This window comes from Zestomonas insulae (genome assembly GCF_016901015.1).
Lineage (GTDB): Bacteria > Pseudomonadota > Gammaproteobacteria > Pseudomonadales > Pseudomonadaceae > Aquipseudomonas > Aquipseudomonas insulae.
In genome coordinates this window covers 516,640-543,012 of the sequence record NZ_JAFEUP010000003.1, presented here as the reverse complement: position 1 = coordinate 543,012, position 26,373 = coordinate 516,640, and the positions used below count along the sequence as shown (strand labels likewise).

25 protein-coding genes are annotated in these 26,373 nt (G+C 66.6%); 7 read left to right on the top strand and 18 right to left on the bottom strand.

All coding sequences use genetic code 11. The annotated features are described in order from the left end of the window. Entirely contained in the window at window positions 1-975 is a 975-nt protein-coding gene (gene rluD, locus JQX08_RS12350) for a 23S rRNA pseudouridine(1911/1915/1917) synthase RluD (protein WP_205348677.1), read from the bottom strand. Between the two features lie 148 nt (window positions 976-1,123). Here rluD and JQX08_RS12345 point away from each other — a divergent pair, with 148 nt between their 5' ends. Next, a complete protein-coding gene (locus JQX08_RS12345) occupies window positions 1,124-2,143 on the top strand; it encodes an outer membrane protein assembly factor BamD (protein ID WP_205348676.1) in 1,020 nt (339 codons plus the stop codon). Between the two features lie 48 nt (window positions 2,144-2,191). Here JQX08_RS12345 and yjiA read toward each other — a convergent pair whose 3' ends face one another. From yjiA to JQX08_RS12325, 4 genes are all read right to left on the bottom strand, one after another. Further along, window positions 2,192-3,163: a GTPase gene (yjiA, locus tag JQX08_RS12340; RefSeq protein WP_205348675.1), complete on the bottom strand. Its 972-nt coding sequence runs from the start codon at window positions 3,161-3,163 to the stop codon at window positions 2,192-2,194. Window positions 3,164-3,267: 104 nt separating this feature from the next. Further along, on the bottom strand, window positions 3,268-3,474 hold the full coding sequence (locus JQX08_RS12335) for a YbdD/YjiX family protein (protein ID WP_205348674.1): 207 nt from the start codon (window positions 3,472-3,474) through the stop codon (window positions 3,268-3,270). 52 nt (window positions 3,475-3,526) lie between these two features. Further along, on the bottom strand, window positions 3,527-5,593 hold the full coding sequence (locus JQX08_RS12330; protein ID WP_205348673.1) for a carbon starvation CstA family protein: 2,067 nt from the start codon (window positions 5,591-5,593) through the stop codon (window positions 3,527-3,529). A gap of 204 nt (window positions 5,594-5,797) precedes the next feature. Beyond that, the gene (locus JQX08_RS12325; protein ID WP_205348672.1) at window positions 5,798-6,304 is read right to left on the bottom strand and encodes a DUF3015 domain-containing protein; all 507 of its coding nucleotides are present in this window, start codon (window positions 6,302-6,304) and stop codon (window positions 5,798-5,800) included. 123 nt (window positions 6,305-6,427) lie between these two features. Here JQX08_RS12325 and JQX08_RS12320 point away from each other — a divergent pair, with 123 nt between their 5' ends. Further along, window positions 6,428-6,889 (top strand): methyltransferase family protein, encoded by a 462-nt coding sequence (locus tag JQX08_RS12320; RefSeq protein WP_205348671.1) that lies wholly within the window; start codon window positions 6,428-6,430, stop codon window positions 6,887-6,889. Between the two features lie 38 nt (window positions 6,890-6,927). Continuing rightward, on the top strand, window positions 6,928-7,299 hold the full coding sequence (locus JQX08_RS12315) for a PilZ domain-containing protein (protein ID WP_205348670.1): 372 nt from the start codon (window positions 6,928-6,930) through the stop codon (window positions 7,297-7,299). Window positions 7,300-7,339: 40 nt separating this feature from the next. Here the strand turns inward: JQX08_RS12315 and radA are convergent, their stop codons facing one another. Then, window positions 7,340-8,701 carry a DNA repair protein RadA gene (radA, locus tag JQX08_RS12310; protein WP_205348669.1) on the bottom strand — a complete coding sequence of 454 codons (1,362 nt, stop codon included), beginning with the start codon at window positions 8,699-8,701 and terminating at the stop codon, window positions 7,340-7,342. A 171-nt stretch (window positions 8,702-8,872) separates the two neighbouring features. On the opposite strand from radA, the gene JQX08_RS12305 reads away from it, so the two are divergent. After that, window positions 8,873-10,303 (top strand): calcium-binding protein, encoded by a 1,431-nt coding sequence (locus JQX08_RS12305; RefSeq protein ID WP_205348668.1) that lies wholly within the window; start codon window positions 8,873-8,875, stop codon window positions 10,301-10,303. 49 nt (window positions 10,304-10,352) lie between these two features. Here JQX08_RS12305 and JQX08_RS12300 read toward each other — a convergent pair whose 3' ends face one another. Both JQX08_RS12300 and JQX08_RS12295 read right to left on the bottom strand, forming a co-directional pair. Beyond that, a complete protein-coding gene (locus JQX08_RS12300; protein ID WP_205348667.1) occupies window positions 10,353-10,580 on the bottom strand; it encodes a hypothetical protein in 228 nt (75 codons plus the stop codon). 83 nt (window positions 10,581-10,663) lie between these two features. Next, window positions 10,664-10,909, bottom strand: a complete 246-nt coding sequence (locus JQX08_RS12295) for an HP1242/YdcH family protein (RefSeq protein WP_205348666.1) — start codon at window positions 10,907-10,909, stop codon at window positions 10,664-10,666. 175 nt (window positions 10,910-11,084) lie between these two features. On the opposite strand from JQX08_RS12295, the gene mscL reads away from it, so the two are divergent. Next, window positions 11,085-11,504 (top strand): large-conductance mechanosensitive channel protein MscL, encoded by a 420-nt coding sequence (gene mscL / locus JQX08_RS12290; RefSeq protein WP_205348665.1) that lies wholly within the window; start codon window positions 11,085-11,087, stop codon window positions 11,502-11,504. Between the two features lie 45 nt (window positions 11,505-11,549). Here mscL and JQX08_RS12285 read toward each other — a convergent pair whose 3' ends face one another. Together JQX08_RS12285 and JQX08_RS12280 are read right to left on the bottom strand one after the other, a co-directional pair. Then, on the bottom strand, window positions 11,550-13,115 hold the full coding sequence (locus tag JQX08_RS12285) for a TerC family protein (protein ID WP_205348664.1): 1,566 nt from the start codon (window positions 13,113-13,115) through the stop codon (window positions 11,550-11,552). A 284-nt stretch (window positions 13,116-13,399) separates the two neighbouring features. Beyond that, window positions 13,400-14,176: a ferredoxin--NADP reductase gene (locus tag JQX08_RS12280; RefSeq protein WP_205348663.1), complete on the bottom strand. Its 777-nt coding sequence runs from the start codon at window positions 14,174-14,176 to the stop codon at window positions 13,400-13,402. 153 nt (window positions 14,177-14,329) lie between these two features. On the opposite strand from JQX08_RS12280, the gene JQX08_RS12275 reads away from it, so the two are divergent. Further along, entirely contained in the window at window positions 14,330-15,454 is a 1,125-nt protein-coding gene (locus JQX08_RS12275) for a methyltransferase (protein WP_205348662.1), read from the top strand. A 15-nt stretch (window positions 15,455-15,469) separates the two neighbouring features. Here JQX08_RS12275 and JQX08_RS12270 read toward each other — a convergent pair whose 3' ends face one another. The 8 genes from JQX08_RS12270 to JQX08_RS12235 form a co-directional block, all read right to left on the bottom strand. Next, the gene (locus tag JQX08_RS12270; protein WP_205348661.1) at window positions 15,470-15,616 is read right to left on the bottom strand and encodes a DUF2474 domain-containing protein; all 147 of its coding nucleotides are present in this window, start codon (window positions 15,614-15,616) and stop codon (window positions 15,470-15,472) included. Window positions 15,617-15,626: 10 nt separating this feature from the next. Beyond that, on the bottom strand, window positions 15,627-16,634 hold the full coding sequence (gene cydB / locus JQX08_RS12265) for a cytochrome d ubiquinol oxidase subunit II (protein WP_205348660.1): 1,008 nt from the start codon (window positions 16,632-16,634) through the stop codon (window positions 15,627-15,629). A 2-nt stretch (window positions 16,635-16,636) separates the two neighbouring features. Next, window positions 16,637-18,079, bottom strand: a complete 1,443-nt coding sequence (locus JQX08_RS12260) for a cytochrome ubiquinol oxidase subunit I (RefSeq protein ID WP_205348659.1) — start codon at window positions 18,077-18,079, stop codon at window positions 16,637-16,639. Between the two features lie 272 nt (window positions 18,080-18,351). Next, window positions 18,352-18,918, bottom strand: coding sequence for a nucleotidyltransferase family protein (locus JQX08_RS12255; RefSeq protein ID WP_205348658.1), 567 nt, complete (start codon window positions 18,916-18,918; stop codon window positions 18,352-18,354). 226 nt (window positions 18,919-19,144) lie between these two features. Then, window positions 19,145-20,116 (bottom strand): XdhC family protein, encoded by a 972-nt coding sequence (locus tag JQX08_RS12250; RefSeq protein WP_205348657.1) that lies wholly within the window; start codon window positions 20,114-20,116, stop codon window positions 19,145-19,147. Window positions 20,117-20,135: 19 nt separating this feature from the next. Continuing rightward, a complete protein-coding gene (locus JQX08_RS12245; RefSeq protein ID WP_205348656.1) occupies window positions 20,136-21,341 on the bottom strand; it encodes a cytochrome c in 1,206 nt (401 codons plus the stop codon). Between the two features lie 2 nt (window positions 21,342-21,343). Further along, on the bottom strand, window positions 21,344-21,883 hold the full coding sequence (locus JQX08_RS12240; RefSeq protein WP_205348655.1) for a (2Fe-2S)-binding protein: 540 nt from the start codon (window positions 21,881-21,883) through the stop codon (window positions 21,344-21,346). After that, entirely contained in the window at window positions 21,876-24,704 is a 2,829-nt protein-coding gene (locus JQX08_RS12235; protein ID WP_205348654.1) for a xanthine dehydrogenase family protein molybdopterin-binding subunit, read from the bottom strand. The genes JQX08_RS12240 and JQX08_RS12235 overlap by 8 nt, the downstream gene beginning before the upstream one ends. A gap of 308 nt (window positions 24,705-25,012) precedes the next feature. Between JQX08_RS12235 and JQX08_RS12230 the strand changes: the two genes are divergently transcribed. Then, window positions 25,013-26,239 carry an MFS transporter gene (locus JQX08_RS12230; RefSeq protein ID WP_205348653.1) on the top strand — a complete coding sequence of 409 codons (1,227 nt, stop codon included), beginning with the start codon at window positions 25,013-25,015 and terminating at the stop codon, window positions 26,237-26,239. Window positions 26,240-26,373: the final 134 nt, after the last annotated feature.

Here is a 26,373-nt window from a genome sequence, read left to right as displayed (position 1 = left end):
TCAACCGACGAAGGAGTCGCGATCCTGACGCAGCAGGGTCAGCAGCCAGACAAAGTCGTCCGGCAGCGGCGACTCCCACTTCATGCGCTGGCCGGTGGCCGGGTGCGCCAACTCGAGGAAACGCGCGTGCAGGGCCTGCCGCGGGAAACCCTTGAGCTCCTGCACGAGGGTCTGGCTGGCCGCTGGCGGAATACGGAAACGCCCCGCGTAGAGCGGGTCGCCGACCAGCGGGAAACCGACATGGGTCATGTGCACGCGAATCTGGTGGGTGCGCCCGGTCTCCAGTTTGACCCGCGTATGGGTGTGCGAGCGGAAGCGTTCGAGCACCCGGTAATGACTGACCGCCGGCTTGCCGCCATCGGTGACGGCCATGCGCTGGCGTTGCGTGCCGTGGCGGCCGATCGGCGCATCGATGGTGCCGCCGGAGGTGATCACGCCGATGACGATGGCTTCATAGATGCGGCTGACGGTACGTGCCTGCAGCTGCTCAACCAGCTTGGTCTGCGCCTGCAGGGTCTTGGCCACCACCATCAGGCCGGTGGTGTCCTTGTCCAGACGATGCACGATGCCGGCACGCGGCACATTGATCAGGTCCGGCACATGGTGCAGCAGTGCGTTGAGCAGCGTGCCGTCCTGATGCCCGGCGGCGGGATGGACGACCAGCCCGGCCGGCTTGTCCAGCACCAGGATGTGCTCGTCCTCGTAGACGATGTTCAGCTCAATGTCCTGCGCGATCCATTCGCCCTGCGCTTCCTGCTCGGCGTCGAGCACCAGCTGGCTGCCGCCATGGACGATGTCACGCGGGCGCAGCACAGCGCCGTCGACTTTCAGACGGCCATCCTTGATCCAGGTGGATAAACGCGAGCGGGAATATTCGCCGAACAGTTGCGCGGCGACCTGGTCGAGCCGTTGCCCGCCGAGATCGGACGGCACTTCGGCACTGAGTTGGATGAGCTGTTTTTCGATGCTGGACATGCGCGGCTACGGCGGGGGCGCGGCCTTTGGTTTCGGCGGCGCGCTTGTGGTTAAATACGGCGTCTTTTTGTCCCGGCCTCACCGGGGCCTCATCATAACAGGACGGTCCAGGCCAAGACAGCCGGCCGTCACAGGGACGCAAGCCGATATGCAAGTGAAACACCTGCTGCTGATCGCCATCCTCGCTCTCAACGTCGCGTGTTCGTCCAAGGATGTGGTCGACGAGAACCTCAGCGAGGCCGAGTTGTACCAGCAGGCGCAAGCCGACCTGGACAACAAGAGCTACACCAGCGCGGTGAACAAGCTGAAGGCACTGGAGTCGCGCTATCCGTTCGGCCGCTATGCCGAGCAGGCGCAGCTCGAACTGATCTACGCCTACTACAAGAACGTCGAGCCGGAGGCCGCCAAATCCGCCGCCGAACGTTTCATCCGCCTGCACCCGCAGCACCCCAACGTCGACTACGCCTACTACCTCAAGGGTCTGGCGTCGTTCGACCAGGACCGCGGCCTGCTGGCGCGCTTCCTGCCGCTGGACATGACCAAGCGTGACCCGGGCGCCGCGCGCGACTCGTTCAACGAGTTCGCCCAGCTGACCACCCGCTATCCGAACAGCCGTTACTCGCCGGACGCCAAGCAGCGCATGATCTACCTGCGCAACCTGCTGGCCGCCTACGAAGTGCACGTCGGCCACTACTACCTGAAGCGTCAGGCCTATGTTGCCGCCGCCAATCGCGGTCGCTACGTGGTGGAGAACTTCCAGGAAACCCCGGCCGTCGGCGACGGTCTGGCGATCATGACCGAGGCCTACCAGCGTCTGCACCTCGACGACCTGGCCGCGAGCAGCCTGGAAACCCTCAAGCTCAACTACCCGGAGCACCCGAGCCTGGTCGACGGCCAGTTCGTCCCGCAGGAAGACGAAGCCGACAACCGCTCCTGGCTGAGCAAGGCCACCCTGGGCCTGATTGAAAGCGAAGCGCCGATGCCACCGGGCGAGACCCGCGCCAGCCAGGACGTGATCAAACAGTACGAAGACGCGCAGGAAGCGATTCCGGAAGAGCTGCTGCCGGAAAACCAGGAAGCCGTCGAGGAAGAGGAACACGAAGCCGAAGGCAACAATGACGGCGATCGTTCCTGGTGGAGCTACATGACCTTCGGCGTGTTCGACTGACGCCGACGGCCAGCAACAACGAAAAGGGAGGCGCAAGCCTCCCTTTTTTTATTGCGCCGCCGCGGCGGCGAAACCGGCGCGGATCTCCTCCTCCGGCAGCTCGTCGCCGATGAACACGACGACACTCTCGTGCGGCTCGTCGACGCCCCACTCGCGATCCCAGTCGAAGCCATACAGCTTGAGCACGCCCTGGAACACCAGGCGGCGCGGCTCGCCGGCAATACTCAGCACGCCCTTGTAACGCAACAGCGCGCGACCGTGCTGCTCCAGCAACTGATTCATGAACTCGCTGAGACGATCGATATCCAGCGGCTGCTCGCTGCGCAGCACCAGGCTGCTGATGCGGTCGGCGGCCGGGTTGGCCGGCGTCAGCGGGCGCGGGCTCAGCGCAAGGTCGGCATTCAGGTTGAAGCCGCGCACATCGAGCAGCTCGCTGAGATCGATGCACCCATGCTCGACCACGCGGATCGGCGCGCGCCGATTGATCCGCGTCAGCCGCTCGCACAGCGCGTCGAACTGCGCAGCGTCGACCAGGTCGCGCTTGCTCACCAGCAGCCGGTCGGCGAAACCGACTTGCGCCTGGGCGATCGCCTGCTGCAGGTGGATGTCGGCGTGCGCCGCATCGACCAGGGTGATCACCCCGTCGAGGATGTAGCGCTCGCGCAGCTCCTCGTCGACGAAGAAGGTCTGCGCCACCGGCGCCGGATCGGCCAGCCCGGTGCACTCGATAACCAGCCGGTCGAAGGCGATCTCGCCGTTATCCAGACGCTCAAGGAGGATCAGCAGGGCGCGCTCGAGGTCGCCGTGGATGCTGCAGCACACGCAGCCATTGGCCAGGGTCACCACCTCCACCGGCTGTTCGCCGAGCAACTGGCTGTCGATGCCGGATTCGGCGAACTCGTTTTCGATCACGGCGATGCGCAGGCCGTGCTCGGCCTCGAGCAGATAGCGCAGCAGGGTGGTCTTGCCAGCGCCGAGGAAGCCGCTGAGCACGGTGACGGGAATCGGTAGATGGGGCATGGAAGATCCTGAACAGTAGTTCGCCGGGCGGTTACGCCGCGGAAAAGGCAGGGGCCGAAATGAACAGCGCCACGACTAAGCGTGGCGCTGGATGCGGTGCGCACTCAACAGCAGCGGATCGGACGACCCTTGCCGCCGCCACCGTAACGCGCTTCCTGGCGCTCGCGGAAGAACTCCTCGTAGCTCATGCATGGTTGGTCCGGATGATTGGTGCGCATGTGCTCGACGTAGTTGTCGTAATCCGGCATGCCGACCATCAACCGCGCCGCTTGGCCGAGGTACTTACCCAGCCGACTCAGATCATTGAACATCAGGTCACCTCATGGAGCCTTGGCACCCGCCAGCTGGCGGGTGCCGCAGCCATTACGCTTCCGGAATCGGCTGGAACGGCGCTTCGCGGTCGGTCCGCTCTTCCTTGGACAGCGCCTTGATGCCGACCTTGATGGCGAACAGCAGGATACTCAGCACCACCAGCAGGAACAGCACGGTCAACGTCGCGTTGGTGTAGGCGTTGAAGATCACGTGCTGCATCTGGCCGATGTCCTTGGCCGGTGCCAGAACCTGGCCGGCGGCCAGGGCATCGCTGTATTTCTTGCCGAGGGCGATGAAGCCGACCGCCGGATTCGGGTCGAACAGCTTGATCAGCCCCGCCGTGGTGGTGCAGATCAGCAGCCACAGCGCCGGGATCAGGGTCACCCAGACGTACTGCTGGCGTTTCATCTTGATCAGCACCACGCAGCCGAGCATCAGCGCGATACCGGCGAGCATCTGGTTGGAGATGCCGAACAGCGGCCACAGGGTGTTGATGCCGCCGAGCGGATCGATCACCCCCTGGTACAGCAGCCAGCCCCACATCGCCACACAGCCCGCGGTAGCCACCACGTTGGCGCCCCACGATTCGGTGTTGCTCAACGCCGGCACGAAGCTGCCGAGCAGGTCCTGCAGCATGAAGCGCCCGGCACGGGTACCGGCGTCGACCGCAGTGAGGATGAACAGCGCCTCGAAGAGGATCGCGAAGTGGTACCAGAACGCCATGGTGTTCTCACCCGGCAGCACCTGGTGGAGGATGTGCGCGATGCCCACGGCGAGGGTCGGCGCACCGCCAGCCCGGGCCAGGATGGTGTGCTCACCGATATCCCGCGCGGTGGCCTCGAGCAGTTCCGGGGTGATGGTGAAGCCCCAGCTGCTGACGGTCGCCGCCACGCTGGCGACATCCGCGCCGACCACCGCGGGCGGGCTGTTCATCGCGAAGTAGATGCCCGGCTCGATCACCGAAGCGGCGACCATCGCCATGATGGCGACGAAGGATTCCATCAGCATGCCGCCGTAGCCGATGTAGCGCGCGTGGCCTTCGTTGGCCAGCAGCTTCGGCGTGGTCCCCGAGGAGATCAGCGCATGGAAGCCGGACACCGCGCCGCAGGCGATGGTGATGAACAGGAACGGGAACAGCGTGCCCTTCCACACCGGTCCGGTGCCGTCGACGAACTGGGTCAGCGCCGGCATCTTCAGGTCCGGACTGACGATCAGGATGCCGATCGCCAGGGCCACGATGGTGCCGATCTTCAGGAAGGTCGACAGGTAGTCGCGCGGCGCGAGGATCAGCCACACCGGCAGCACGGCGGCGACGAAGCCGTAGCCGACCAGCATCCAGGTGATCTGCACGCCGGTGAAGGTGAAGCGCGGCCCCCAGACCGGATCGGCGGCGATCACCCCACCCAGCCAGATCGAACCGAGCAGCAGCACCACACCGACGATGGAAATTTCACCGATGCGCCCGGGACGGATGTAGCGCATGTACACGCCCATGATCACCGCGATCGGGATGGTCGCCATCACGGTGAACATCCCCCACGGACTCTCCGCCAGCGCCTTGACCACGATCAGCGAGAGCACCGCGAGGATGATGATCATGATCAGGAAGCAGCCGAACAAGGCGATGGTGCCGGGGATCTGGCCCATTTCCTCGCGGACCATCTCGCCCAGCGAGCGGCCATTGCGGCGGGTGGACATGAACAGGACCATGAAATCCTGCACCGCACCGGCCAGCACCACGCCGGCAATGATCCACAGCGTGCCCGGCAGGTAGCCCATCTGCGCGGCGAGCACCGGGCCCACCAGCGGACCGGCACCGGCGATCGCGGCGAAGTGGTGACCGAACAGCACGTGCTTGTTGGTCGGTACGTAATCCAGGCCGTCGTTGTTCAACACCGCCGGCGTGGCGCGATTCGGGTCGAGCTGCATCACCTTGGTGGCGATGAACAGCGCGTAGTAACGGTACGCGACCAGGTAGATGGCCACCGCGGCGACCACGATCCATAAGGCGTTGATGGCTTCGCCACGACGTAGCGCCACGACCCCGAGCGCGCAGGCACCGACAATCGCCAGCACCACCCACGGAACGTGCCGCATGAGGCTGTTGTTATTATTCATGGAGTTACTCCAAACAGATGGACAGACAGGCTGCCGCGTAAGCTTAGCCCGTCCAGCGCAAACGGCTATCAGACGTTGGTCTAGAGGGCTCGCGAGGTATTTGGATAACGGCATAAGTGCTCAACCGTCTGCCCCGCCAGTCTGCAGCGCCCGCCCATGAAAAAGCCGGGCAGAGCCCGGCTTGGGGTCACAGCCGTGGAACGTTTAGGCCGGCTGCTTGGCGTAGCGGGCCAGCTGCGCGTCGCGACTCATCACGTCGAGGGTCGCGGTCAGCACTTGCTCGCTGGTCACGTCCGGTTTGCTGAAGATGGTGCTGAAGTTCTGCTGGGTGACCTTGGCGAAATGCTCGCGGTCGCCCTTCTCCACGCCGAGCAGCGTTGCATAGGCGTCCAGCGCCTCGCCGCGGCCTTGCGCCATGTCCTCGGCAATCGAGTCGAGCATGCCATTCATGGCCAGCAGCGAACGTCCGCCGTAGCCCAGCTTGACGCTCGAATCGCAGCCGTTGGTGCCGGATGTGAGACCGAAGGTGGCGTTACCCGAAGTCCCGTTGGTGGTAGTGGCAATCAGGTGCGGGAACAGGCCACTTTGGCCTTCGAACAGCATGTTGCCCCAACCACAACCCCCACCACCGGCCTGTGCGGCTTGAGCGGCCACGCTGGCCAAACTCAGTGCACCGATCATCAAACCTTTACTCAGCAGTCGCTTATCCATTTTTGCGCTCCGCGGGAAATGACTGAAAAACTGCTCTAGCAGCTTTGGCGACACTTCCCCAGCTGTCAAACCGCGAGCGGCGATGGCGCTACACTGCCAGTGTGTTTTCCGCCAGGAGGCAGCATGTCCACACGCCGCGGCCGCATCATTCTCGCCCCGCCCCTGATCTACCTGATTTTCGTCGCCCTGACCTGGCTACTGGCCAGACTGGTGCCACTGCCCATCGCGGAGAACCAGTGGACACGCTACCTCGGCTGGGGCCTGATCGACCTCGGCATCCTGCTCGCCGCCTGGTCGGCGCTGGCCCTGGCGCAGCACAAGACCACCATCAACCCGTACCGTAAACCCAAGCGCCTGCTGCAGAGCGGACCGTTCCGCTATTCGCGCAACCCGATCTACCTCGGCTTCAATCTGATCTACTGCGGCATCGGTCTGCTGCTTGGCAGCTGGTGGGCGTGGATCATCCTGCCGCTGCTGATCCTGACCGTGGATCGCGGGGTGATCGTGCATGAGGAGACGGTGCTCGAGCACCTGTTCGGTGACAGCTATCAACGCTATCGCCGCCGGGTACGGCGCTGGCTGTAGCTCAGCTATAGTGGGAACACGCAATCAGGAGCTCGACCATGACCCAGTCCCACCAGGAGCGGCGCCGTTTCCACCGCGTCGCGTTCGACGCCACCACCGAGCTGCGCCAAGGTGAACGGCGCTGGCCGGTCACCCTGCATGATCTGTCGCTCAAGGGCCTGCTGGTCGAGCGCCCGGCGGGCTGGGACGGCGACGCCGAACAGCCGTTCAACGCCACCATTCAGCTGGCCAGCGACGTGCAAGTGAACACCGAAGTGCACCTGACCCGCGTCCAGGACCAACTGCTCGGCTTCGAAATCCTGCACATCGACCTCGACTCGATCAGTCACCTGCGCCGCCTGGTCGAACTCAACCTCGGCGACGAAGGCCTGCTCGAGCGCGACCTCGCCGCGCTCGGCGAAGAGCACTGAGTTCACCTCGACGGCTGCGCTAGACGCAGCCGCCCCGCCGCTACTCGAACAAGGCGTCGAGCGCCTCCTCCAGGCGCGTTACCGCCACCACCTGCAGACCGGCCGGCGCCTCCTTCGGCGCATTGCCCTTGGGCACGATGGCGCGCTTGAAGCCGTGCTTGGCCGCTTCCTTGAGGCGTTCCTGACCACTGGGCACCGGGCGCACCTCGCCGGACAGACCGACCTCCCCGAACACCAGCAGATCGTGCGGCAACGGGCGGTTACGCAGGCTGGCCATCACCGCGGCCATCAACGCCAGGTCGGAGGCGGTTTCCAGCACCTTGACCCCGCCGACCACGTTGAGGAACACGTCCTGGTCGTGGGTCGGAATGCCGCCATGCCGGTGCAGCACGGCGAGCAGCATGGCCAGACGGTTCTGATCGAGACCAAGGGTGACGCGGCGCGGGTTGGCCAGGTGGCTGGTGTCGACCAGCGCCTGCACCTCGACCAGCATCGGCCGGGTGCCTTCCCAGGTGGCCATCACCACGCTACCGGGCACTTCAGCCTGGGCGCGGGTGAGGAAGATCGCCGAGGGGTTGGAGACTTCCTTGAGGCCCTTGTCGGTCATGGCGAACACGCCGAGTTCGTTGACCGCGCCGAAGCGGTTCTTCACCGCGCGCAGCAGACGTAGACGGCCATCGGATTCGCCCTCGAAATACAGCACGGTGTCGACCATGTGCTCGAGCACGCGCGGCCCGGCCAGCGCGCCTTCCTTGGTGACGTGGCCGACCAGGAAGATCGCCGTGCCGCTCTGCTTGGCATAGCGCACCAGCAAGGCGGCGCTCTCGCGCACCTGGGCGACGCCGCCGGGGGCGGACTGCAGTTGCTCGGTGAAGATGGTCTGGATCGAGTCGATGACCATGACCTTGGGCTGCTCGCGGCGCGCCGCGGCGATGATCGCCTCGATGCTGGTCTCGGTCATCACCTTGAGCTTGTCTTCCGGCAGGCCCAGGCGGCGGGCGCGCATGGCGACCTGCTGCTGCGATTCCTCGCCGGTGACGTACAGCGCCGGGAAGCGCTGGGCGATGCTGCACAGGGTCTGCAGGAGGATGGTCGACTTGCCGATGCCGGGGTCACCGCCGATCAGCACCACCGAGCCGTCGACCAGACCGCCGCCGAGCACGCGGTCGAGTTCCGCCGAGGCGGTGGAGAAGCGCGGCATTTCCTCGACGCTGACTTCGGCGAGGGTCTTGATCTGCGCCTGCTCGCCGGCCCAGCCGCCGCGCGCTTCGGACACGCTGGTGCCGGGATCGAGGGTTTCCACCAGGGTGTTCCAGGCCCCGCAGTCAGCGCATTGTCCGGCCCATTTGGGAAAGGTCGCGCCGCATTCCGTGCAGCCGTAGATGCGTTTGGCTTTGGCCATGTGCGGAAAACTCCTCGAGATTAGGAGCCGGCATCATAGTTGAACTCGCCCCGACAAAAACGTCCCCGCCCAGCCAACGATCACGACAACGGGGGATGAAATTTGCCTGGGCAAGCAATATCATCGGGCCAGCCGCTGCCCCCATAACCAGAACGACAAGGACGACTCAATATGGCCACGGTCACGACTACCGGAAATCTCGCCAACCTGCTGAACACCAGTCTGAGCACAAACGCTGTCGGCATGGAATCGGCGCTGCAGAACCACATGAACCAGTTCGACTACTCCTTCGGGGCGGCCGCGGACAAGGTCTTCTCCGGCTATGACAACCCGTTCAACGTCACGCCGAACTCCTACTCCACCTACATGTATGCTCCCCGCGGTACCATCACCGCTCAGGGCTCCGGCTTTACCGGCAGTGCAGGCTCGATCAGCCGCATCCAGTACGACGGCGACAGCTACAACTGGGACATGTCGGGCAAGATGTCCTGGTCCATCTCTCGGGGCGGGATCACATCCGGAACCATCAACTCGCTGGCAATGTGGAACGAGAGCGGCTCCGAACGATTCATCCTCCAGGGAAGCATCAAGTCGAACGGCAGCGGCAGCCTGAAATCGATTCACAGCGAGTACAACGGCCTCATCAGCGATATGATCGGCAGCTTCCCGCTGTCGGGAGCCTCGGGCAAATACACCCAGCTCTCTTACGCCGACCTGACCGGCAACAAGGTCAGCATCTACGGCTCCATCTCTCAGGCCTCGCTGCAGAACCAACCCGTTACCACCCTCAGCGAATTGTTCGATCGCCAGGATCTGTTCAGCAAGAACGACGTCTTCAACGTCGCCGACAACAGCCGCGCCTGGCATGGCTTCGCCGGCAACGACACGATGACGGGTGGCGCCCTGAACGACGTGCTCGACGGCGGCGTGGGTAACGACAAGCTGTTTGGCAATGGCGGTGACGACGAACTGTACGGCGACGCCGGCAATGACCAGCTGAATGGCGGCGACGGCGACGACTATCTGGACGGCGGCGCGGGCAATGACACCATCGTGGACCTGACTGGGCACAACTTTGTCTTCGATGAGGGCGGCAACAACCGCATTACCACCGGCGCCGGCGATGATTTCATCCTTCTCACGGGAAGCGGCAACGACACCATCAAAGCCGGCGATGGAGACAATGTGATCGATGCCGGGGGCGGTCGCGACACGCTGGTGACGGGCAGTGGCAACGATGTGCTGATCGGCGGGGAAGGCGCCGACAAGCTCACTGGCGGCCTCGGCGCCGATCGCTTCGTGTTCGACAACCTGGCGACCGGCGGCTTCGATACCATCATGGATTTCCGCGTCGGCGAGGGAGACCAACTGGTCTTCGACAGCACTGTATTCACCTCGCTGGCAGGCATTACCAACCCCGCCGGCCACCTGGTGTCAGGTCCTAAGGCCGTCGCCCAGGACGCCAACGACTATCTCGTCTACGACACCACAGGCCAGAAGCTTTACTACGATGCCGACGGTTCGGGTGCCGGCAAGGCGATCCAGATTGCCATCGTGAAGGGCGCACCCGACCTCAACAGCGACAGCTTCTGGGTGTCCTAGCAGCCAACTACGAGCCGGTGTGCCTGGCAGCCGGCTCTTCCCACCCTTCTCAGCAGTCCCGCATGCGGCGGATGCCCTCCAGCAGGCCGCTGCGATGCAGCTTCAGCGCCGACAGGCTGAGACTTTCCGGGCGCTCGATACCACTCTCGATGCGGAAGATATGGCTGTCCACGGCCACCAACTGGTTCATCAGGCGCGCCATGCGCTCGTTGCGGCGGCTCTGCGCCTTGTCCGTGAAGTTGTCGAGGCGGTCGAAAGTGCGAAGCTTGTGGGCCATGACGGTGCGGCTCCGGAAAGGTTTCAGGTATGGCCAGACTACCGGGCGGCGCGCCGCCGCTTCTTGACCCTGGTCAAGCGCGCCTATCCACCGGCCTGCTGCAGCAGCCTGGCGATCTGATCCTTCAACGCCACGCGTTGCAGCTTGAGCCCTTGCAGGGCCAGATCGTCCAGAGGTTGGCGGCCATCCTCGACGTCATACACCTGCTGGTCGATGGCCTGGTATTCCTGGGCCAGGCGGGAAAAGTGCGCGTCGCTCTGCATCAGCGAACGCAGCTGGCCTTGGTATTGGGGGAATTCGCGGGTCAGGGGATGGTGTTCGAGCGGCATCGGTCGATCCTCCAGCGGGGAAGTGTTCCCTTAGGCTAGACCAGCCAGGGCAGCCGGCACGCCTGTACCGACGAAACTCACACTCGCCGCCGCTGGCTGCCGGGGATTCGCGCCGCAGCCGCGCCGCAGCTGGATTACACTGCCTGCAGTTCAGTGAAAAACAGGGAGTGAATCCATGAGTGTGCTTAGCGAGTTCAAGGCCTTCGCGGTCAAAGGCAACGTCGTCGACATGGCGGTGGGGATCATCATCGGCGCGGCGTTCGGCAAGATCGTCTCGTCGTTCGTCGGCGACGTCATCATGCCGCCGATCGGCCTGCTGATCGGCGGCGTCGACTTTTCCGACCTCGCCGTCACGCTCAAGGCCGCCGAGGGCGATGTGCCCGCGGTAGTGCTGGCCTACGGCAAATTCATCCAGACCTGCCTGGACTTCATCATCGTCGCCTTCGCGATCTTCCTCGGCGTCAAGGCGATCAACAAACTCAAGCGCGAAGAAGCCGCGGAGCCGACCCTGCCGCCGACCCCGACCCCGGAAGAGACGCTGCTCACCGAGATCCGCGACCTGCTCAAGAACCAGCAGCAGAATCGCCTACCCTGAGCTATCTTGACGCAGAAAAACGGCGCCCACGGGCGCCGTTTTGCGTTAATCCGCCGCGCCCAGCGGCTGCAGCAGCAGTCGCGCCACTCGACGTTCCTTGACCTCCACCACGGTCAGCCGCCAGCCGGCATGTTCCAGGCGATCGCCGATCAGCGGCAGGCGGTCGAGCAGGCTCATCACCAGCCCGGCGAGGGTCTGATAGTCGTCGGTCGGCGGCGCCCGGAAGCCCAGGCGCTGGCGCAGCAGGGTGAGGTTCAGCGCACCGCTGACCCGATAGCCGCCGGCCACCGTCTCGATATCCAGGCCGTCCACCTCGTTGGCGTCCGGTAACTCACCGGCGATCGCCTCGAGGATGTCGGTCAGCGTCAGCATGCCCTCGAAGCCGCCGAACTCGTTGACCACGAAGGCCACGTGGGTCGAGGCCTGGCGCATCTGCTCCAGGGCGTTGAGCACCGAACAGCTGTCCGGCAGGTTGAGCGGCGCGCGCAGCAGCGGTTCGATCGCCGCGGGCTGGCCGTCGAGCAGCTGTTTGAGCAGCTCCTTCTTGTGCACGTAGCCCAGCGGTTCGTCGACCTGGCCGGCGCGGATCACCAGCAGCCGCGAGTAGGGCGAGGCGAGCAGCGCCTGGTGGACCTGCGCGCGGCTGCCGTCAAGGTCGAGGTGGTCGACCGCGGTGCGCGGGGTCATCACCGCGGTGATCGGCTGCTCGGCGAGGTGCAGCACGCCGCTGATCATTACCCGCTCACGACGGTCGAACAGGCCGTCGCCGCCCTCCGCGCTGCCGATCAGGTCGGCGATCTCCTCGCCCACCTCGTCGGCCTCGAGCTTGCCGCCGAGCAGGCGCAGCACCGCATGCGCGGTACGTTCACGCACCCCGCGGCCATCCTGCAGCTGGCGCTTGCGCTTCCAGCGCACCGCCTGGTTGGCCAGTTCGATGAGGATCGAGAAACCGATCGCCGCGTACAGGTAGCCCTTGGGAATGTGGAAGCCCAGGCCCTCGGCGGTGAGGCTGAAGCCGATCATCATCAGGAAGCCCAGACACAGCATGATCACGGTCGGATGGGCGTTGACGAAGGCGGTCAGCGGCTTGCTGGCGACGATCATCAGGCCGATCGAGACGATCACCGCGATCATCATCACTTCCAGGTGCTCGACCATGCCGACCGCGGTGATCACCGCGTCGAGCGAGAACACCGCGTCGAGCACCACGATCTGCGCCACCACCGGCCAGAACAGCGCATAGGCCCGGCTGCCACCGCTCTTGTGCACCCGCCCCTCGAGGCGTTCGTGCAGTTCCATGGTGGCCTTGAACAGCAGGAACAGGCCGCCGAACAGCATGATCAGGTCACGCCCGGAGAAGCTTTTGCCGGCCACCTCGAACAGCGGCGCGGTGAGCGTCACCAGCCAGGAGATGCTGGCCAGCAAGCCGAGGCGCATGAGCAACGCCAGGCCCAGGCCGATCTGCCGCGCACGGTCGCGCTGATGCGGCGGCAGTTTGTCGGCGAGGATGGCGATGAACACCAGGTTGTCGATACCAAGCACCAGTTCGAGGACGATCAGGGTCAGCAAGCCCAACCAGGCCGTGGGATCGGCCAGCCATTCGAAGAGCATCAGGCGGTCCTCCGCTCAGCGCGGGCACGCGGCGCCGCACGGTGCTCGCCGAAGCGGCGGCACGAGCCAGCAGAGGTGCGCAGGGAGGTAACGAGCAGGCGCCACGCGGCGGCGCCAGGGAGGGGGAACGCCACCCGCGAGCGGGGCGCGGGTGGCTGGCAACTATGACTGTCCATCGGAATCCGGGTGGAAAAAACGGACGGCCATCCTAGGCCAGATCGCCGCGCGACTTAAGCCGCGAATCTTTTCCAATCGTGTACCCGCGGCCTACCAGGCGTTGTTCACTACCAGTAGTTCTCCACGCCGATCTGCCCGGGCTTGCGGGTCAGCGCCAGGCGCATGCCGCGGGTCTTCAGCACCGCGCGGGTGTCTTCGATCATCTGCGGGTTGCCGCACAGCATGATCCGCGAGTGCTCAGGATCGAGCGCCAAGCCGGCGGCGCGTTCCAGCTCGCCGCTCTCGATCAGCGTGGTGATGCGCTGGCGCAGCGCGCCGGGGTGGTCTTCGCGGGTCACCACCGGGATGTACTGCAGCTTGTGCGCGTACTCGGCCAGGTAGTCGCGCTGGGTCAGCCCGGCGATCAGCTCCTGGTAGGCCAGCTCGACCGACTCGCGCACGCTGTAGACCAGCTTGATGCGTTCGAAGCGCTCCCAGGCTTCGAAGTCCTGAAGGATCGACAGGAACGGCGCGAGCCCGGTGCCGGTACCGAGCAGCCACAGGTCGCGGCCGTCGGGGAAGCGGTCGAGGGTCAGGAAGCCGAACGCCTGCTTGTCGATCAACAGCGTGTCGCCCTCGCGCAGGCGGCTCAGTTCGCTGGTGAATTCGCCACCCGGAACGACGATAGAGAAGAACTCCAGGTGCTCGTCGAACGGCGAGGAGACCATCGAGTAGGCGCGCCACACCACGCTGCCGTCGGCCTTGGTCACCCCCAGGCGAGCGAACTGCCCGGCGCGGAAGCGGAAGCCGGGGTCGCGGCTGGCGCGGAAGGTGAACAGGTTGGGGGTCAGCGTCTGGATGTCATAGACGCGCTGACGGGTGAACTTCTCTTCGCTGGCGGACATGGTGCGGACTCGTGTTGACGCAGGTTCTCAGTGTCCCGCAATCGGCCGGCGAGAAACACCCGCGAGCTGCGGGGCTATTCGTCGCAGCCGAGACTTTTGCGCCGGTTGCGCCGACAATGCCGGCCAACGCACTGCCACCACGCCCGAATCGACATGCCACTGTTCATCAGCCCCTTCGCCCAGCTCGACCTCGTCCGCCAGCCGGAACAGCCCAACGAGCCGCTGCAAGCCTTCGACGCCGCCGACGAGTACCTGCTCGAGCACCTGCATGCGCAGGGCCTCGCCGCGGGTGCGCGGGTGCTGGTGCTCAACGACGGCTTCGGCGCGCTGGCCTGCGCGCTGGCGCCATACGCCCAGGTGACCAGCAGCGGCGACTCCTTCCTGGGCGCCCTGGCCCTGCAGAAGAACCTCGCCGGCAACGGCCTGGCGGCGGACAGTGTGACCTTCGTGCCGGCCAGCGCCACGCCGCAGGGGCCGTTCGACCGGGTGCTGATCCGCGTGCCGAAGACCCTGGCGCTGCTCGAGGAGCAGTTGATCCGCCTGCATGGCCAGCTGGCGCCCGGTGCGCAGGTGATCGCCGCGGCGATGATCAAGCACCTGCCACGCGCCGCCGGCGACCTGCTCGAGCAGTACATCGGCTCGGTGCAGGCCTCGCTGGCGGTGAAGAAGGCCCGCCTGCTGTTCGCCACGCCAGCAGACAAGGCCGCGCCGCACTCGCCCTACCCGACTCGCTACCGCCTCGACCAGCCGGCGCTAGAGCTGCTCAACCACGCCAACGTGTTCTGCCGCGACGGCCTGGACATCGGCACCCGCGCCTTCCTCCCGCACCTGCCGCGCAACCTCGGCCGCGCGCGGGTGGCCGACCTCGGCTGCGGCAATGGGGTGCTCGGCATCGCCTGCGCGCTGGCCAACCCGGAGGCGCAGCTGAGCCTGGTCGACGAGTCGTTCATGGCCGTGCAGTCCGCGCAGGAGAACTGGCAGGCGGCGCTCGGCGCCCGCCCGGTGGAGATCCGCGCCGGCGACGGCCTGGCCGGGCAGGCGCCGGACTCGCTGGAGGTGGTGCTGTGCAACCCGCCGTTCCACCAGCAGCAGGTGGTCGGCGACTTCCTCGCCTGGCGCATGTTCCAGCAGGCCCGCGCGGCGCTGGTCACCGGCGGCGAGCTGTGGATCGTCGGCAACCGCCACCTCGGCTATCACGCCAAGCTCAAACGCCTGTTCCGCGGCGTCGAGCAGGTCGCGGCGAATCCCAAGTTCGTGGTGCTGCGCGCACGCAAGTAAGGGCGATTGCCCGAATTACGGCGTGCTCAGCCCCGCCGCGTTCATGAACAGGCGCAAGCCGTAGCTCACCACCCCGAGGGCCAGCACGCTGCCGGCCCAGATCAGCAGCAGCCAGCCGAGGCGCTGCCAGAGCGGCTTCTTCGCCGGTTTATCCACGGTCATCGCCCGCCTCCTAGTGGTAGCCATGCTCGGGGGTGACCTTGCCGCGGAACACGTAGTAGCTCCACGCGGTGTACACCAGGATGAACGGGATGATGAACAGCGCGCCGACCAGAGCGAAGCCCTGGCTCTGCGGCGGGGCGGCGGCCTGCCAGATGGTCAGCGAGCCGGGCACGATGTTCGGCCACAGGCTGATGCCCAGGCCGCTGTAGCCGAGGAAGATGAGGATCAGGGTGAGCACGAACGGCTTGATGTTGTCGTAACGCGCCACCGAACGCAGCAGGTGGTAGAAGGTCACCAGCACCAGCAGCGGCACCGGCAGGAACCAGAACAGGTTGGGCAGGCTGAACCAGCGCGCGGCGATTTCCGCGTGCGACAGCGGCGTCCAGATGCTGACGATGCCGATCACCGCCAGCAGCACCAGCGCCAGTGGCCGCGCCAGGTCGTGCATCTGCTCCTGCAGGCGGCCTTCGGTCTTCATGATCAGCCAGGTGCAGCCGAGCAGCGCGTAGGCGGCAACCAGGCCGAGGCCGCTGAACAGCGGGAACGGCGCCAGCCAGCCGAGCGAATCGCCGACGAAGCGCCGGCCCTCGACCGGAATGCCCTCGATGAACGCGCCGAGCGCCACGCCCTGGAAGAAGGTCGCCGCCAGCGAACCGCCGATGAACGCCTTGTCCCAGATATGCCGCTTGTGTTCGCGCGCCTTGAAGCGGAACTCGAAGGCCACGCCGCGGAACACCAGGCCGATGAGCATGAAGATCAGCGGCAGGTACAGCGCGCTGAGCACCACCGAATAGGCCAGCGGGAAGGCGGCGAACAGCCCGGCGCCGCCGAGCACCAGCCAGGTCTCGTTGCCGTCCCACACCGGCGCCACGGTGTTCATCATGATGTCGCGCTCGCCGTCGTCCTTGACGAACGGGAAGAGGATGCCGATGCCGAGGTCGAAGCCATCCATCACCACATACATCATCACGCCGAACACGATGATGATTGCCCAGATCAGGGAAAGGTCGATGCCCATGGTCAGTTCCTCACGGCCGGTGCGTTGTGGCTGTCGTCGTCATCCATCCCCTCGTCCGCCGCCGACATCGGCCGCGCCGGGGTACGGGTCTGGCCGGGGCCGCCAATGCCCTGTTCCTTGCCCTCGTCGGTGATCGGCCCCTTGCGCACCAGGCGCATCAGGTAGCTGAAGCCGGCGCCGAACACCGAGAAGTACACCAGCACGAACAGCACCAGGGTCAGGGTCATCTGCCCCAGGCTGTGCCCGGAGGAGGCGTCGGCGGTGCGCATCAGGCCGTAGACCACCCACGGCTGGCGGCCGACCTCGGTGGTGAACCAGCCGGCGAGCACCGCGATCAACCCGGACGGTCCCATCCACAAGACGAAATGCAGGAACGGCCGCGACTGGAACAGCCGGTCGCGCCAGCGCAGCCACAGGCTCCACACCCCGGCGAGGATCATCAGCAGGCCCATGCCGACCATGATGCGGAAGCTCCAGAACACGATGGTCGAGTTCGGCCGGTCTTCCTTGGCGAACTCCTTGAGCGCCGGCACCTGCTTATCCAGGCTGTGGGTGAGGATCAGGCTGCCGAGGTACGGCACCTCGACCTTGAAACGGGTTTCCTCGCGCTGCATGTCCGGCCAGCCGAACAGGATCAGCGGGGTCGGCTCGCCGCTGCTGTTATCCCAGTGGCCTTCGATGGCGGCGATTTTCGCCGGCTGGTGCTTGAGGGTGTTGAGGCCGTGGAAGTCGCCGATCACCGCCTGGATCGGTGCGACCAGCAGGGCCATCCACATGGCCATCGAGAGCATCTGGCGGATCGCCGGGTTGTCGCGGCCACGCAGCAGGTGCCAGGCCGCCGAGGCGCCGACGAAGAAGGCGGTGGAGAGGAACGCCGCGGTGGCCATGTGCATCAGCCGGTAGGGGAACGACGGGTTGAAGATCACCGCGAACCAGTCCACCGGGATCACCCGCCCGTCGATGATCTCGAAGCCTTGCGGCGTCTGCATCCAGCTGTTCGAGGCGAGAATCCAGAAGGTCGAGATCAGCGTGCCGATCGCCACCATCAGCGTGGCGAAGAAGTGCAGGCCGGGGCCGACGCGGTTCCAGCCGAACAGCATGACGCCGAGGAAGCCGGCCTCGAGGAAGAATGCGGTGAGCACCTCGTAGGTCAGCAGCGGCCCGGTGACCGAGCCGGCGAAGTCGGAGAAGGCGCTCCAGTTGGTGCCAAACTGGTAGGCCATGACCAGCCCGGAGACCACGCCCATGCCGAAGTTGACGGCGAAGATCTTCGACCAGAAGTGGTAGAGGTCGCGGTACACCTCGCGCTCGGTCTTCAGCCACAGGCCTTCGAGCACGGCCAGGTAGCTGGCCAGGCCGATGGTGATGGCCGGGAACACGATGTGGAAGGAGATGGTGAAGGCGAACTGTATTCGCGCCAGGTCCAGGGCATCTAGGCCGAACATGGAAGCTCCTCGATCAGGTTGAACGCTGACCTGGCGCGCACGCGCACAGGCCAGGCACTCCAGGGTTTGGAGTGGCGTGCCGGGGGAATTGTTCTACGGCGGAGTTCGGTTGCGGGGGTCAGGCCAAGCCGGCCTGCACGCAAAACCAAGCGGCGGTTTTGACGTGGATCAATAGATAGGGCAAGCGTAGCGCGTCGGCCGGTGCCTGCCGCTGTGGTTGATTGCCGCTGTGGCCGATTGTCACGCGACGGTGTGCCACAGCGCCGCGCGGCTCAGGCCAGGTCGGCCGGGGTGTCGACATCGCGCAGCACGCCGGGGTCGTCGAGCGCCACGCCGTGGCAGGCCTCGGAGTGCGCCTGGAGCAGCGCGCGGGCGCCTTGATCGCCGCGCAGTTGCTGCAGTGCCGGCCAGAACGCCCGACCGAACAGCACCGGATGGCCGCGCTGGCCCTGGTACAGGGGGAACACGATGCGCTCCGGGTGGGCGGCGGCGCACAACTGGCGCAGGCTGGCCTCGGCGAGCCACGGCATGTCGCCGAGCAGCACGGCGATCGCCTCCGCCGGCTGCGCGGCCAGCGCCTGCACCCCGGCGGCCAGGCTGTGGCCGAGACCCAGCGCGGCGTCGGGGCAGCGCAGCAACGGGCAATCGGCGGGCAGGCCGAGCGCCAGCGCGTCGTCCTCCGGACGCAGCAGCACGTACACCTCGGCAAACACCCGCCGCGCGCTGGTCAGGCTGGCAGCCAGCAGCGTGCAGCCATCCGTCAGACGGGCGCGACGCTTGTCGCTGCCGAAGCGGCTGGCGCTGCCGGCGGCGAGGAGCAGCGCGATCACCTCAGGCATCGGTGGCCTCGTACGTCTGCTCGGTTCGTGGGAAGGTCGTAGTCGGCCGATTGCAGGCGAGCCGGGCTAGGGTTGCTCGCCTCACTCATCGCCGCACTCGCCTCTGCGCTGCGTGGCCGGTGCACTGGGCTCCCGCCTGCGCGGGAGTGACGGGAGATAACGCGGCGCCTCCCCCGTCGTCCCCGCGCAGGCGGGGATCCAGCCCTGCGGTTGGCCAAGCACCGCGCTACACCGCGTCACGCGCCACACCGTTGCGCACGCGGAGGATGTCGGCGAGCACCGCCAGGGCGATTTCCGCCGGGGTCTTGCTGCCCAGGTTGAGGCCGATCGGCGCGTGGATGCGGGAGATCTCCGCCTCGCTCAGCCCACCGACCCGGTGCAGCCGCTCGCGGCGCTTGCCGCTGGTCAGCCGCGAGCCCATCACGCCGATGTAGAACGCCTCGGTGCGCACCGCCTCGAGCATCGCCAGGTCGTCGATGCGCGGGTCGTGGGTCAGCGCCACCACCGCGGTGTCGGCGTGGCAGCCGCCCTGGCGGATCACTTCCGAGGGCAGCTCGCGGCGAATTTCCACCCCGGGCAGCTCGACGCCGGCCAGCACTTCCTCGCTCGGGTCGCAGAGCAGCACCTCGAAGCCCAGCGCCTGGGCGAACTCCGCGCACACCTGGGCGACGCTGGAGTAGCCGGCGAGCAGCAGGCGCTGCGCGGCGCCGACGCGAATCCGTACCTGGCGCGCCTCGCGCTCGACCCGCGGGCCGTGCGCGCGGTCGTCGTACAGGCGCCGGCTGCCTTCGGGCAGCTCGATCTCACGGACCAGGCGGCGCTGGCCGCTGAGCGCGCTGTCCAGTTCGCGCAGGTAGGCCTGGCTGTCGCAGCTGGCGGCGAGGTTCTCCACCAGCACCTCGAGCACGCCGCCGCAGGGCAGCTGGATGCGCGAGCGCGGGTCACTGCCGTCGCCGTAGCGCACCAGTGCCACTGGCTCGACGAAGGCGCCCTCGGCGAGGCGCTCGAGGAAGTCGTCCTCGACGCAGCCGCCGGACAGCGAGCCAATCCACTCGCCGCGCTCATTGGCCGCCAGCAACGCACCCGGCGCGCGCGGCGCCGAGCCGTAGGTGGTCAGCACGGTGCACAGCCACAGGCGCTGGCCGGCGCGCGACCAGTCCAGCGCGCGGCGGATCACCATCAGATCAAGATGTTGCATGGACGCTCTCCCGCCGGGCTCAGTGCCCGGCCTCGCCACGCAGCGCGGCGACCGTCTCGGCAGGCAGATCGTCGGGCAGCCCGCCCCAGGTCTGGCGCAGGTAGTTGAGCAGGTTGCGCATCTGCTCGGCGCTCAGCTTGTCGTGGAAGCCGGGCATCGGCTGCATGCGTTCGAAGCCGGTGAACTGCTGCTCCTTGATGCCGTCGTCGATCACCCGCAGCAGGTTGCGCGGGTCATCGAGGCGCACGATGGTGTTGCCGTTCATCGCCACCGCGACATGGGCGATGCCCTCCCCCTCCGCGCCGTGACAGCCGGCGCAGACGTTCAGGTAGTCCTGGCGACCCTGCTGGGCGCTGGCGCTGAGCTGGTCGAGCGGACGCGCCGCGATGCGCTTGGCCGGCGGCGGCTGGTCGCCGAGCAGGTAGGTGGCCATCGCTTTATGGTCGTCGAGCGGCAGGTACTGGCTGCTGTGGTGCAGCACCGGGTACATCTCGTTGAACACCGAGCCCTGGGCGCTGATGCCGTGCTTGAGGAAGGTGGTCAGGTCCTCGGCGCTCCAGCCGCGCGCGGCGAGGTCGTCGGCGAGCAGGCTGGGCGCCAGGTAGCCGGCGATCACCCCGCCCCGCAGGCGCTGCTCCTGCTGCAGGGCGCCGAGCGCGTTGCGCGGGGTGTGGCACTCGCCGCAGTGGCCGAGCACTTCCACCAGGTACTGGCCGCGCTGCCACTGTTCGCTCTTGCCGTCGGCCGGCTGCAGCTGCACGCGGTTCTTGTACAGCAGGTTCCAGAACGCCAGGCCGAAGCGCAGGTTGAACGGGAAGGCCAGGTCGGTCTGCGGACTCGGCTTGGCGATCGGCGGCCGGCTCATCAGGTAGGCGTAGATGGCGTCGGAGTCTTCGCGCTTGAGCAGGTGGTAGGAGGTGTAGGGCATCGCCGGGTACAGCTTGCTGCCGTCGGCGCGCTCGCCCTGGGTCACCGCGCGGTAGAAGTCGTCGGCGGTGTAGTTGCCTATGCCGTGGGTCTTGTCCGGGGTGATGTTGGTGCCATAGATGGTGCCGAACGGCGATTCCAGCGGCAGACCGCCGGCGAACTCGGCGCCGCCCTCGAGGCTGTGGCAGGCCACGCAGTCGGCGGCCTGCGCCAGGTACTTGCCGCGTTTGAGCAACGCGTCGTCCGCGGCCTGGGCCACCAGCGGCAGCAGCAGGCTGGCGAGTAGGAGTGCGCGCATGCTCAACCCTCCTTGACCAGGCCAAGCGACTCGACCACATCGCGCGCGGCGCTGTAGTAGCGCACATAGCCGGTGCAGCGGCAGATGTGATGACCCAGCGCGCCCTCGATCTCCGCCTCCAGCTCGCTGCGTTTGATCGGCTGGCGCTGCAGTTTCTCCACCAGCACGGTGGCGGCGTTGACGTAGCCCGGCGTGCAGTAGCTGCACTGGAAGGCGAACTTGTCGACAAACTTCTGCTGGATCGGGTTCAGCTCGCTGACCTCGCCGTTGCTGTCGCGCTTGGCCAGGCCCTCGATGGTGCGCACCTTCTGCCCGGCGAAGTAATGCGCGCCGGTGATGCAGGTGCGGATCTCCTCGCTGCTGCCGTCGGGCTTGTCGAGGATCGCCACGCAGGCATGGCAGATGCCCTGGCCGCAGCCGAGGCGCGAGCCGGTGAGGTTCAGGTACTCGTGAAGAAAGTCGATCATCATCAGGTCGTCCGCCACCTCGATGGGGCCGACGGCCTGGCCGTTGATGGTCAGGCTCAGTGCGCGCTTAGCCATGGAGGGCCTCCTTGATGCGGGCGGGAGTCAGGGGAAGGTCACGCAGGCGCTTGCCGGTGGCGTGCGCCACGGCGTTCACGATGGCGCCGACCACCGGGATCATCACCACTTCGGCGATACCCTTGGCCGGGTCGCTGGGCGACAGCGGCGGGAGGATTTCCGCCGTCTGTTGCCACACCGCGCAGTCCTTGGCACGCGGCAGCACGTAGCGGTTGAAGTTCCAGCTGCCCTCGCCGGGACCGCCTTCGTACTTCGGCATCTCCTCCAGCAGGGCGTGGCCGATGCCCATGGCGATGCCGCCTTCCAGCTGGCCGAGCACCAGCTCGGGGACGATCACCCGGCCGCACTCCAGCCAGGAGTGGTGGTTGAGCACCTGCGCCTCGCCGCTGCCCTTGTTGACCTTGACCTCGACCAGGGTCGCCACCGGGCTGTAGTAGGTGACCATGGCGTTGTTCAGCTGGGTGTCCGGGTAGTGCACGCTGACCCGGTCGAGCAGGTGGAAGCCGTGCTGCGTCATGCGCTTTTGCTTGGCCATGTCGGCGCCATCACCGTACTTCACCGCCACCGCATCCAGCGGCACGCGCTCGCGCTCGCCGTTGATGTCGAACTCGGCCTCGGCCCAACTCCAGCGGTTGAAGCCGTGCACGCTGACGCCGGTGACCAGGCCCAGCTCATGTGCCTTGTGCGCCAGCAGGGCGAATGGAATCGGCGGCAGGCCGCCGGCGCTCAGCTTGCCTTCCACCCAGTGGGCGTCTTCGCGACGCACCACATAGGGATTGGCCAGGCCGCCCTGGATGCCCTGCCCCCAGATTTGCAGCGCCGCCGGCCACAGGCCGTGGTTGAACAGCAGGCGCGCGGCCTCGCGGGTGGCATGCCCGGAGTAATAAGCGGAGTTGGTCGCCGAGGACGGCGAGGCGAGCTTGCCGACCCAGCGCGGGTTCTGCAGCGCGGCGTCCTGCTCGGCCTGGCTGATGATGTAGGGGTTGCCGCTGGTGGTCAGCGCAAGCTCCGGCCAGTCGGTCTCGCCGGTGCGGATCTCGTGCGCTGGCTGACCGAGGTAGTCGGCGGCCAGTAGCGCCTGCGAGGTGGCCATGCCGGTGCCCATGTCGATGGCGATGTGGCGCAGCCTGACCTGGCCGTCGGCGCTGAACTCCAGGCTGGCCATCGGCGCTTCCGAACCGGTGCCGAAGTCCTTCTGGCAGATGGCGAAGCCGACGCCGTAGTAGAAGTCCGGATGCTCCTGTTCGAAACGCTGCTTGCGCGCCTCGCGGTCCTTCCACAGCTCGTGCTCGGCGGCCTTGGCGAGAATCTCGTCGACGCGCAGCGCACCGGCCGGGATCGCCCCCTGAGTGTTCTTCATGCCCGACTTGAAGACGTTCTTCTGGCGCAGTGCGATGGCATCGACGCCCAGCTGCGCGGCCACTTCATCGACCATCATCTCGGTCGCCGCCATGGTCTGCAGGGTGCCGTAGCCGCGCATCGAGCCGGCCTCGACGCCGCGCGAATGGTAGGCGGTGGCCGCCAGGTCGCTCTGCGGCAGGTAGTAGATCGACTGCGCCGCGGTGGCGCCGACCGCCGCCACCGACGGGCTGTAGTTGATGCGCCCGCCGCCGTCGACGTCCATGTGCGCGCGGAAGATCTGGAAGCTGTGGTCCTGCTTGTTCACCGCCAGCTGGTAGTGCATGTCGAACGGGTGGCGCTTGATGCCGCTCTGGAACTGCTCGTAGCGGTCATTGGCCAGGCGCACCGGGATGCCGTTGCCGTACATCGCGGCGAGCGCGGCGTAGAACACGAAGATGTTGTTGTCCTTCGAGCCGTAGCCGACGGTGTAGCCGGGGTGCATGTTCAGCTTGGCCACGCCGAAGCTGGACGGCGCGAGCATGTGCGCGGTCTGCTCGGCCACCTCGAACGGGCACTGGGTGGCAACCACGAAGTGCAGGGTGCGGGTCTGCGGGTCGTACCAGCCGTTGCCGTTGTCCGCCTCGAGGGCGGCCGGCTCGATCGACTGGGTGGTGTAGCGCTGATCGAACACCAGCCAGTCGTCCGGCGGCGCGGCCAACTGCTGCTGCATGCGCTCGGCGTAGAACAGCCCCTGCTCGGTGAGGTCGCCGCTGATCTTGCCCTGCCCCCACACCGGTTTGCGCCCGCGGATCAGCGGAAACAGCATGCTGTCCTTGAGGCTGGAGAAGGTGTCGTCGTCGAACGGCGTGGCGCCGCCGACCCGCACGAAGCGGAAGCTGCCGTACGGGTCGCGCTGGTACAGCTCGGCCTGCGCGCCGTAGCGGATCGCCTTCTGGTCGCGCTTGAGGATGATCTTGGCCTGACGATAGCGCTCGAAATCGTTCCAGATCAGCAGCGCCACCGGATGGCCGATGAACATCGGCACCTGGCCTTCCGGGAGGAACGGATCGGGACCATGCGACTCCGGCCAGGCAATGCCGTCCTTGACCAGGTCGGCGGCGGTGACCAGGCGATCCGGCTGCAGCTCGGCGCCGAGCACCGAAAGGTCGAGGCCGAGGTACAGGTGGTCGGCGCGGGTCGCCTTGAGCAGCAGCGCATGGGCCTGCTGCTGCGGCCAGCCGGGCATGTCCTTGGCGCGGATGTCGCGGGCGAAGACCTTCGCCCCGCAGGCCTTGGCCACCCCGTCGATGCGTCCGCGCGCCTGACCGGCGGCGGTGTACCAGGGCAGTGGCGTAGTGGTCACCTGCGCCTCGAACAGCGCGGCGAGCGCGCGGCTGCCGAGCGGGGCAAAGGACACCCCGATACCGGCGATCACGCTGCCTTGCAGGAAGCGACGCCGGGAGAATTCACGGTTGGACATGGCGAATCCTCAGGACAGTGGGCCTGCCGCCGTGACCTCGCGCGCTGCGGCGGCGGATGGCTGGCAAGCGACCCTGTCCCGTTATGTTGGAAAAATGAGACACGCCTACCCCTCAGGCTGAAGGGGCAGAAATAAGGATAGTCGAGGGATTAAACTGACTTTCAGGTCAATTTTATCCAGACAGAACGGCAGGACAAGTTTTTCTTGTCCTATCGGTCAGAAAAAACCGGGCGATCAGCGAAACATCCGGTTACATCGCGCGGATACGGCTGGCAGACTATTAGCCTGCTAAGTACCCAGGTCCGCGCATGTCCACTCACGAAAAGCTCCTGCTCCGCCACCAACGCCCGTTCCTCGCTTTCTGGCTGGCCCGCGTGTGCACCGCCAGCGGCTTCCAGATGCTCACCGTGGCCATCGGCTGGCACATCTACGAACTCACCGGCAGCGTGCTCGACCTCGGCCTGGTCGGCCTGGTCGAGTTCGTTCCGCGTGTGCTGTTCATGCTGCACACCGGCCACGTCGCCGACCGCTTCGACCGGCGCAAGGTCACCGCGCTGTGCCAGGCCGCCCAGGCGCTGATCGCCATCGCCCTGGTGCTCGGCAGCAGCAGCGGCGAGATCACCCGCGAGGCGATCTTCGTCCTCGCCTTCCTGCTCGGCGCCGCACGCGCCTTCGAGATGCCGGCGACCCAGGCGCTATTGCCGAGCCTGGTGCCGACCGCGCTGTTCCCCGCCGCGGTGGCCGCCTCGGCGTCGGCGATGCAGATGGCGACCATCGTCGCCCCGGCGCTCGGCGGTTTCCTGTACGCCTTCGGCAGCCTGTGGGTGTACGCGCCGACCGCAGTGCTCTACGTGCTGGCCTGCGCGCTGGTGCTCGGCCTGCCGGCGCGTCAGCAGCCACTGCGCCAGGAGCGCGCGTCGATGGAATCGCTGCTCGCCGGCATCCGCTTCATCCGCAGCCGCCCGGACGTGCTCGGCGCCATCTCGCTCGACCTGTTCGCCGTGCTGCTCGGCGGCGCCACCGCGCTGCTGCCGGTGTTCGCCAAGGACATCCTGCTCACCGGACCGATGGGCCTCGGCCTGCTGCGCTCGGCGCCGGCGGTGGGCGCGCTGCTGATGTCGTTCTGGCTGGCGCGCTTCCCGATCGAACGCCAGGTCGGACGCATCATGTTCGCCTCGGTGGGCATCTTCGGCGTAGCGACCATCGCCTTCGGCCTGTCCACCTCGTTCTGGTTCTCACTGGCGGTGCTCGCCGTGCTCGGCGCGGCCGACATGATCAGCATGGTGATCCGCGGCGCCTTCGTGCAGCTGCAGACCCCGGACGAGATGCGCGGCCGGGTCAGCGCGGTGAACGGCCTGTTCATCGGCGCCTCGAATCAGCTCGGCGAGTTCGAATCGGGGCTGACCGCGCACTGGTTCGGCACGGTGCCGGCGGTGGTGATCGGCGGGGTCGGCACGCTGCTGGTCACCGGGGTGTGGATCAAGCTGTTCCCGAGCCTGGCCAAGCGCGATCGGATGCACGAGCCGCATCCGTAGGACGGAGTACCTAGGGTGGACGACCGCGAAGCGTCGTCCACCAGCCTCTGCGCGACTTACAAGAAAGGTTTATGGTGGATTTATTGTCCACCCTACGGGGCTAACAAGCCCTGTCGGAGCGAATCCATTCGCGA

Excerpts from the sequence above, each read along its gene's own strand:
- rluD (WP_205348677.1), bottom strand. The coding sequence starts at position 975 with ATGTCCAGCATCGAAAAACAGCTCATCCAACTCAGTGCCGAAGTGCCG.
- JQX08_RS12345 (WP_205348676.1), top strand. The coding sequence starts at position 1,124 with ATGCAAGTGAAACACCTGCTGCTGATCGCCATCCTCGCTCTCAACGTC.
- yjiA (WP_205348675.1), bottom strand. The coding sequence starts at position 3,163 with ATGCCCCATCTACCGATTCCCGTCACCGTGCTCAGCGGCTTCCTCGGC.
- JQX08_RS12335 (WP_205348674.1), bottom strand. The coding sequence starts at position 3,474 with ATGTTCAATGATCTGAGTCGGCTGGGTAAGTACCTCGGCCAAGCGGCG.
- JQX08_RS12330 (WP_205348673.1), bottom strand. The coding sequence starts at position 5,593 with ATGAATAATAACAACAGCCTCATGCGGCACGTTCCGTGGGTGGTGCTG.
- JQX08_RS12325 (WP_205348672.1), bottom strand. The coding sequence starts at position 6,304 with ATGGATAAGCGACTGCTGAGTAAAGGTTTGATGATCGGTGCACTGAGT.
- JQX08_RS12320 (WP_205348671.1), top strand. The coding sequence starts at position 6,428 with ATGTCCACACGCCGCGGCCGCATCATTCTCGCCCCGCCCCTGATCTAC.
- JQX08_RS12315 (WP_205348670.1), top strand. The coding sequence starts at position 6,928 with ATGACCCAGTCCCACCAGGAGCGGCGCCGTTTCCACCGCGTCGCGTTC.
- radA (WP_205348669.1), bottom strand. The coding sequence starts at position 8,701 with ATGGCCAAAGCCAAACGCATCTACGGCTGCACGGAATGCGGCGCGACC.
- JQX08_RS12305 (WP_205348668.1), top strand. The coding sequence starts at position 8,873 with ATGGCCACGGTCACGACTACCGGAAATCTCGCCAACCTGCTGAACACC.
- JQX08_RS12300 (WP_205348667.1), bottom strand. The coding sequence starts at position 10,580 with ATGGCCCACAAGCTTCGCACTTTCGACCGCCTCGACAACTTCACGGAC.
- JQX08_RS12295 (WP_205348666.1), bottom strand. The coding sequence starts at position 10,909 with ATGCCGCTCGAACACCATCCCCTGACCCGCGAATTCCCCCAATACCAA.
- mscL (WP_205348665.1), top strand. The coding sequence starts at position 11,085 with ATGAGTGTGCTTAGCGAGTTCAAGGCCTTCGCGGTCAAAGGCAACGTC.
- JQX08_RS12285 (WP_205348664.1), bottom strand. The coding sequence starts at position 13,115 with ATGCTCTTCGAATGGCTGGCCGATCCCACGGCCTGGTTGGGCTTGCTG.
- JQX08_RS12280 (WP_205348663.1), bottom strand. The coding sequence starts at position 14,176 with ATGTCCGCCAGCGAAGAGAAGTTCACCCGTCAGCGCGTCTATGACATC.
- JQX08_RS12275 (WP_205348662.1), top strand. The coding sequence starts at position 14,330 with ATGCCACTGTTCATCAGCCCCTTCGCCCAGCTCGACCTCGTCCGCCAG.
- JQX08_RS12270 (WP_205348661.1), bottom strand. The coding sequence starts at position 15,616 with ATGACCGTGGATAAACCGGCGAAGAAGCCGCTCTGGCAGCGCCTCGGC.
- cydB (WP_205348660.1), bottom strand. The coding sequence starts at position 16,634 with ATGGGCATCGACCTTTCCCTGATCTGGGCAATCATCATCGTGTTCGGC.
- JQX08_RS12260 (WP_205348659.1), bottom strand. The coding sequence starts at position 18,079 with ATGTTCGGCCTAGATGCCCTGGACCTGGCGCGAATACAGTTCGCCTTC.
- JQX08_RS12255 (WP_205348658.1), bottom strand. The coding sequence starts at position 18,918 with ATGCCTGAGGTGATCGCGCTGCTCCTCGCCGCCGGCAGCGCCAGCCGC.
- JQX08_RS12250 (WP_205348657.1), bottom strand. The coding sequence starts at position 20,116 with ATGCAACATCTTGATCTGATGGTGATCCGCCGCGCGCTGGACTGGTCG.
- JQX08_RS12245 (WP_205348656.1), bottom strand. The coding sequence starts at position 21,341 with ATGCGCGCACTCCTACTCGCCAGCCTGCTGCTGCCGCTGGTGGCCCAG.
- JQX08_RS12240 (WP_205348655.1), bottom strand. The coding sequence starts at position 21,883 with ATGGCTAAGCGCGCACTGAGCCTGACCATCAACGGCCAGGCCGTCGGC.
- JQX08_RS12235 (WP_205348654.1), bottom strand. The coding sequence starts at position 24,704 with ATGTCCAACCGTGAATTCTCCCGGCGTCGCTTCCTGCAAGGCAGCGTG.
- JQX08_RS12230 (WP_205348653.1), top strand. The coding sequence starts at position 25,013 with ATGTCCACTCACGAAAAGCTCCTGCTCCGCCACCAACGCCCGTTCCTC.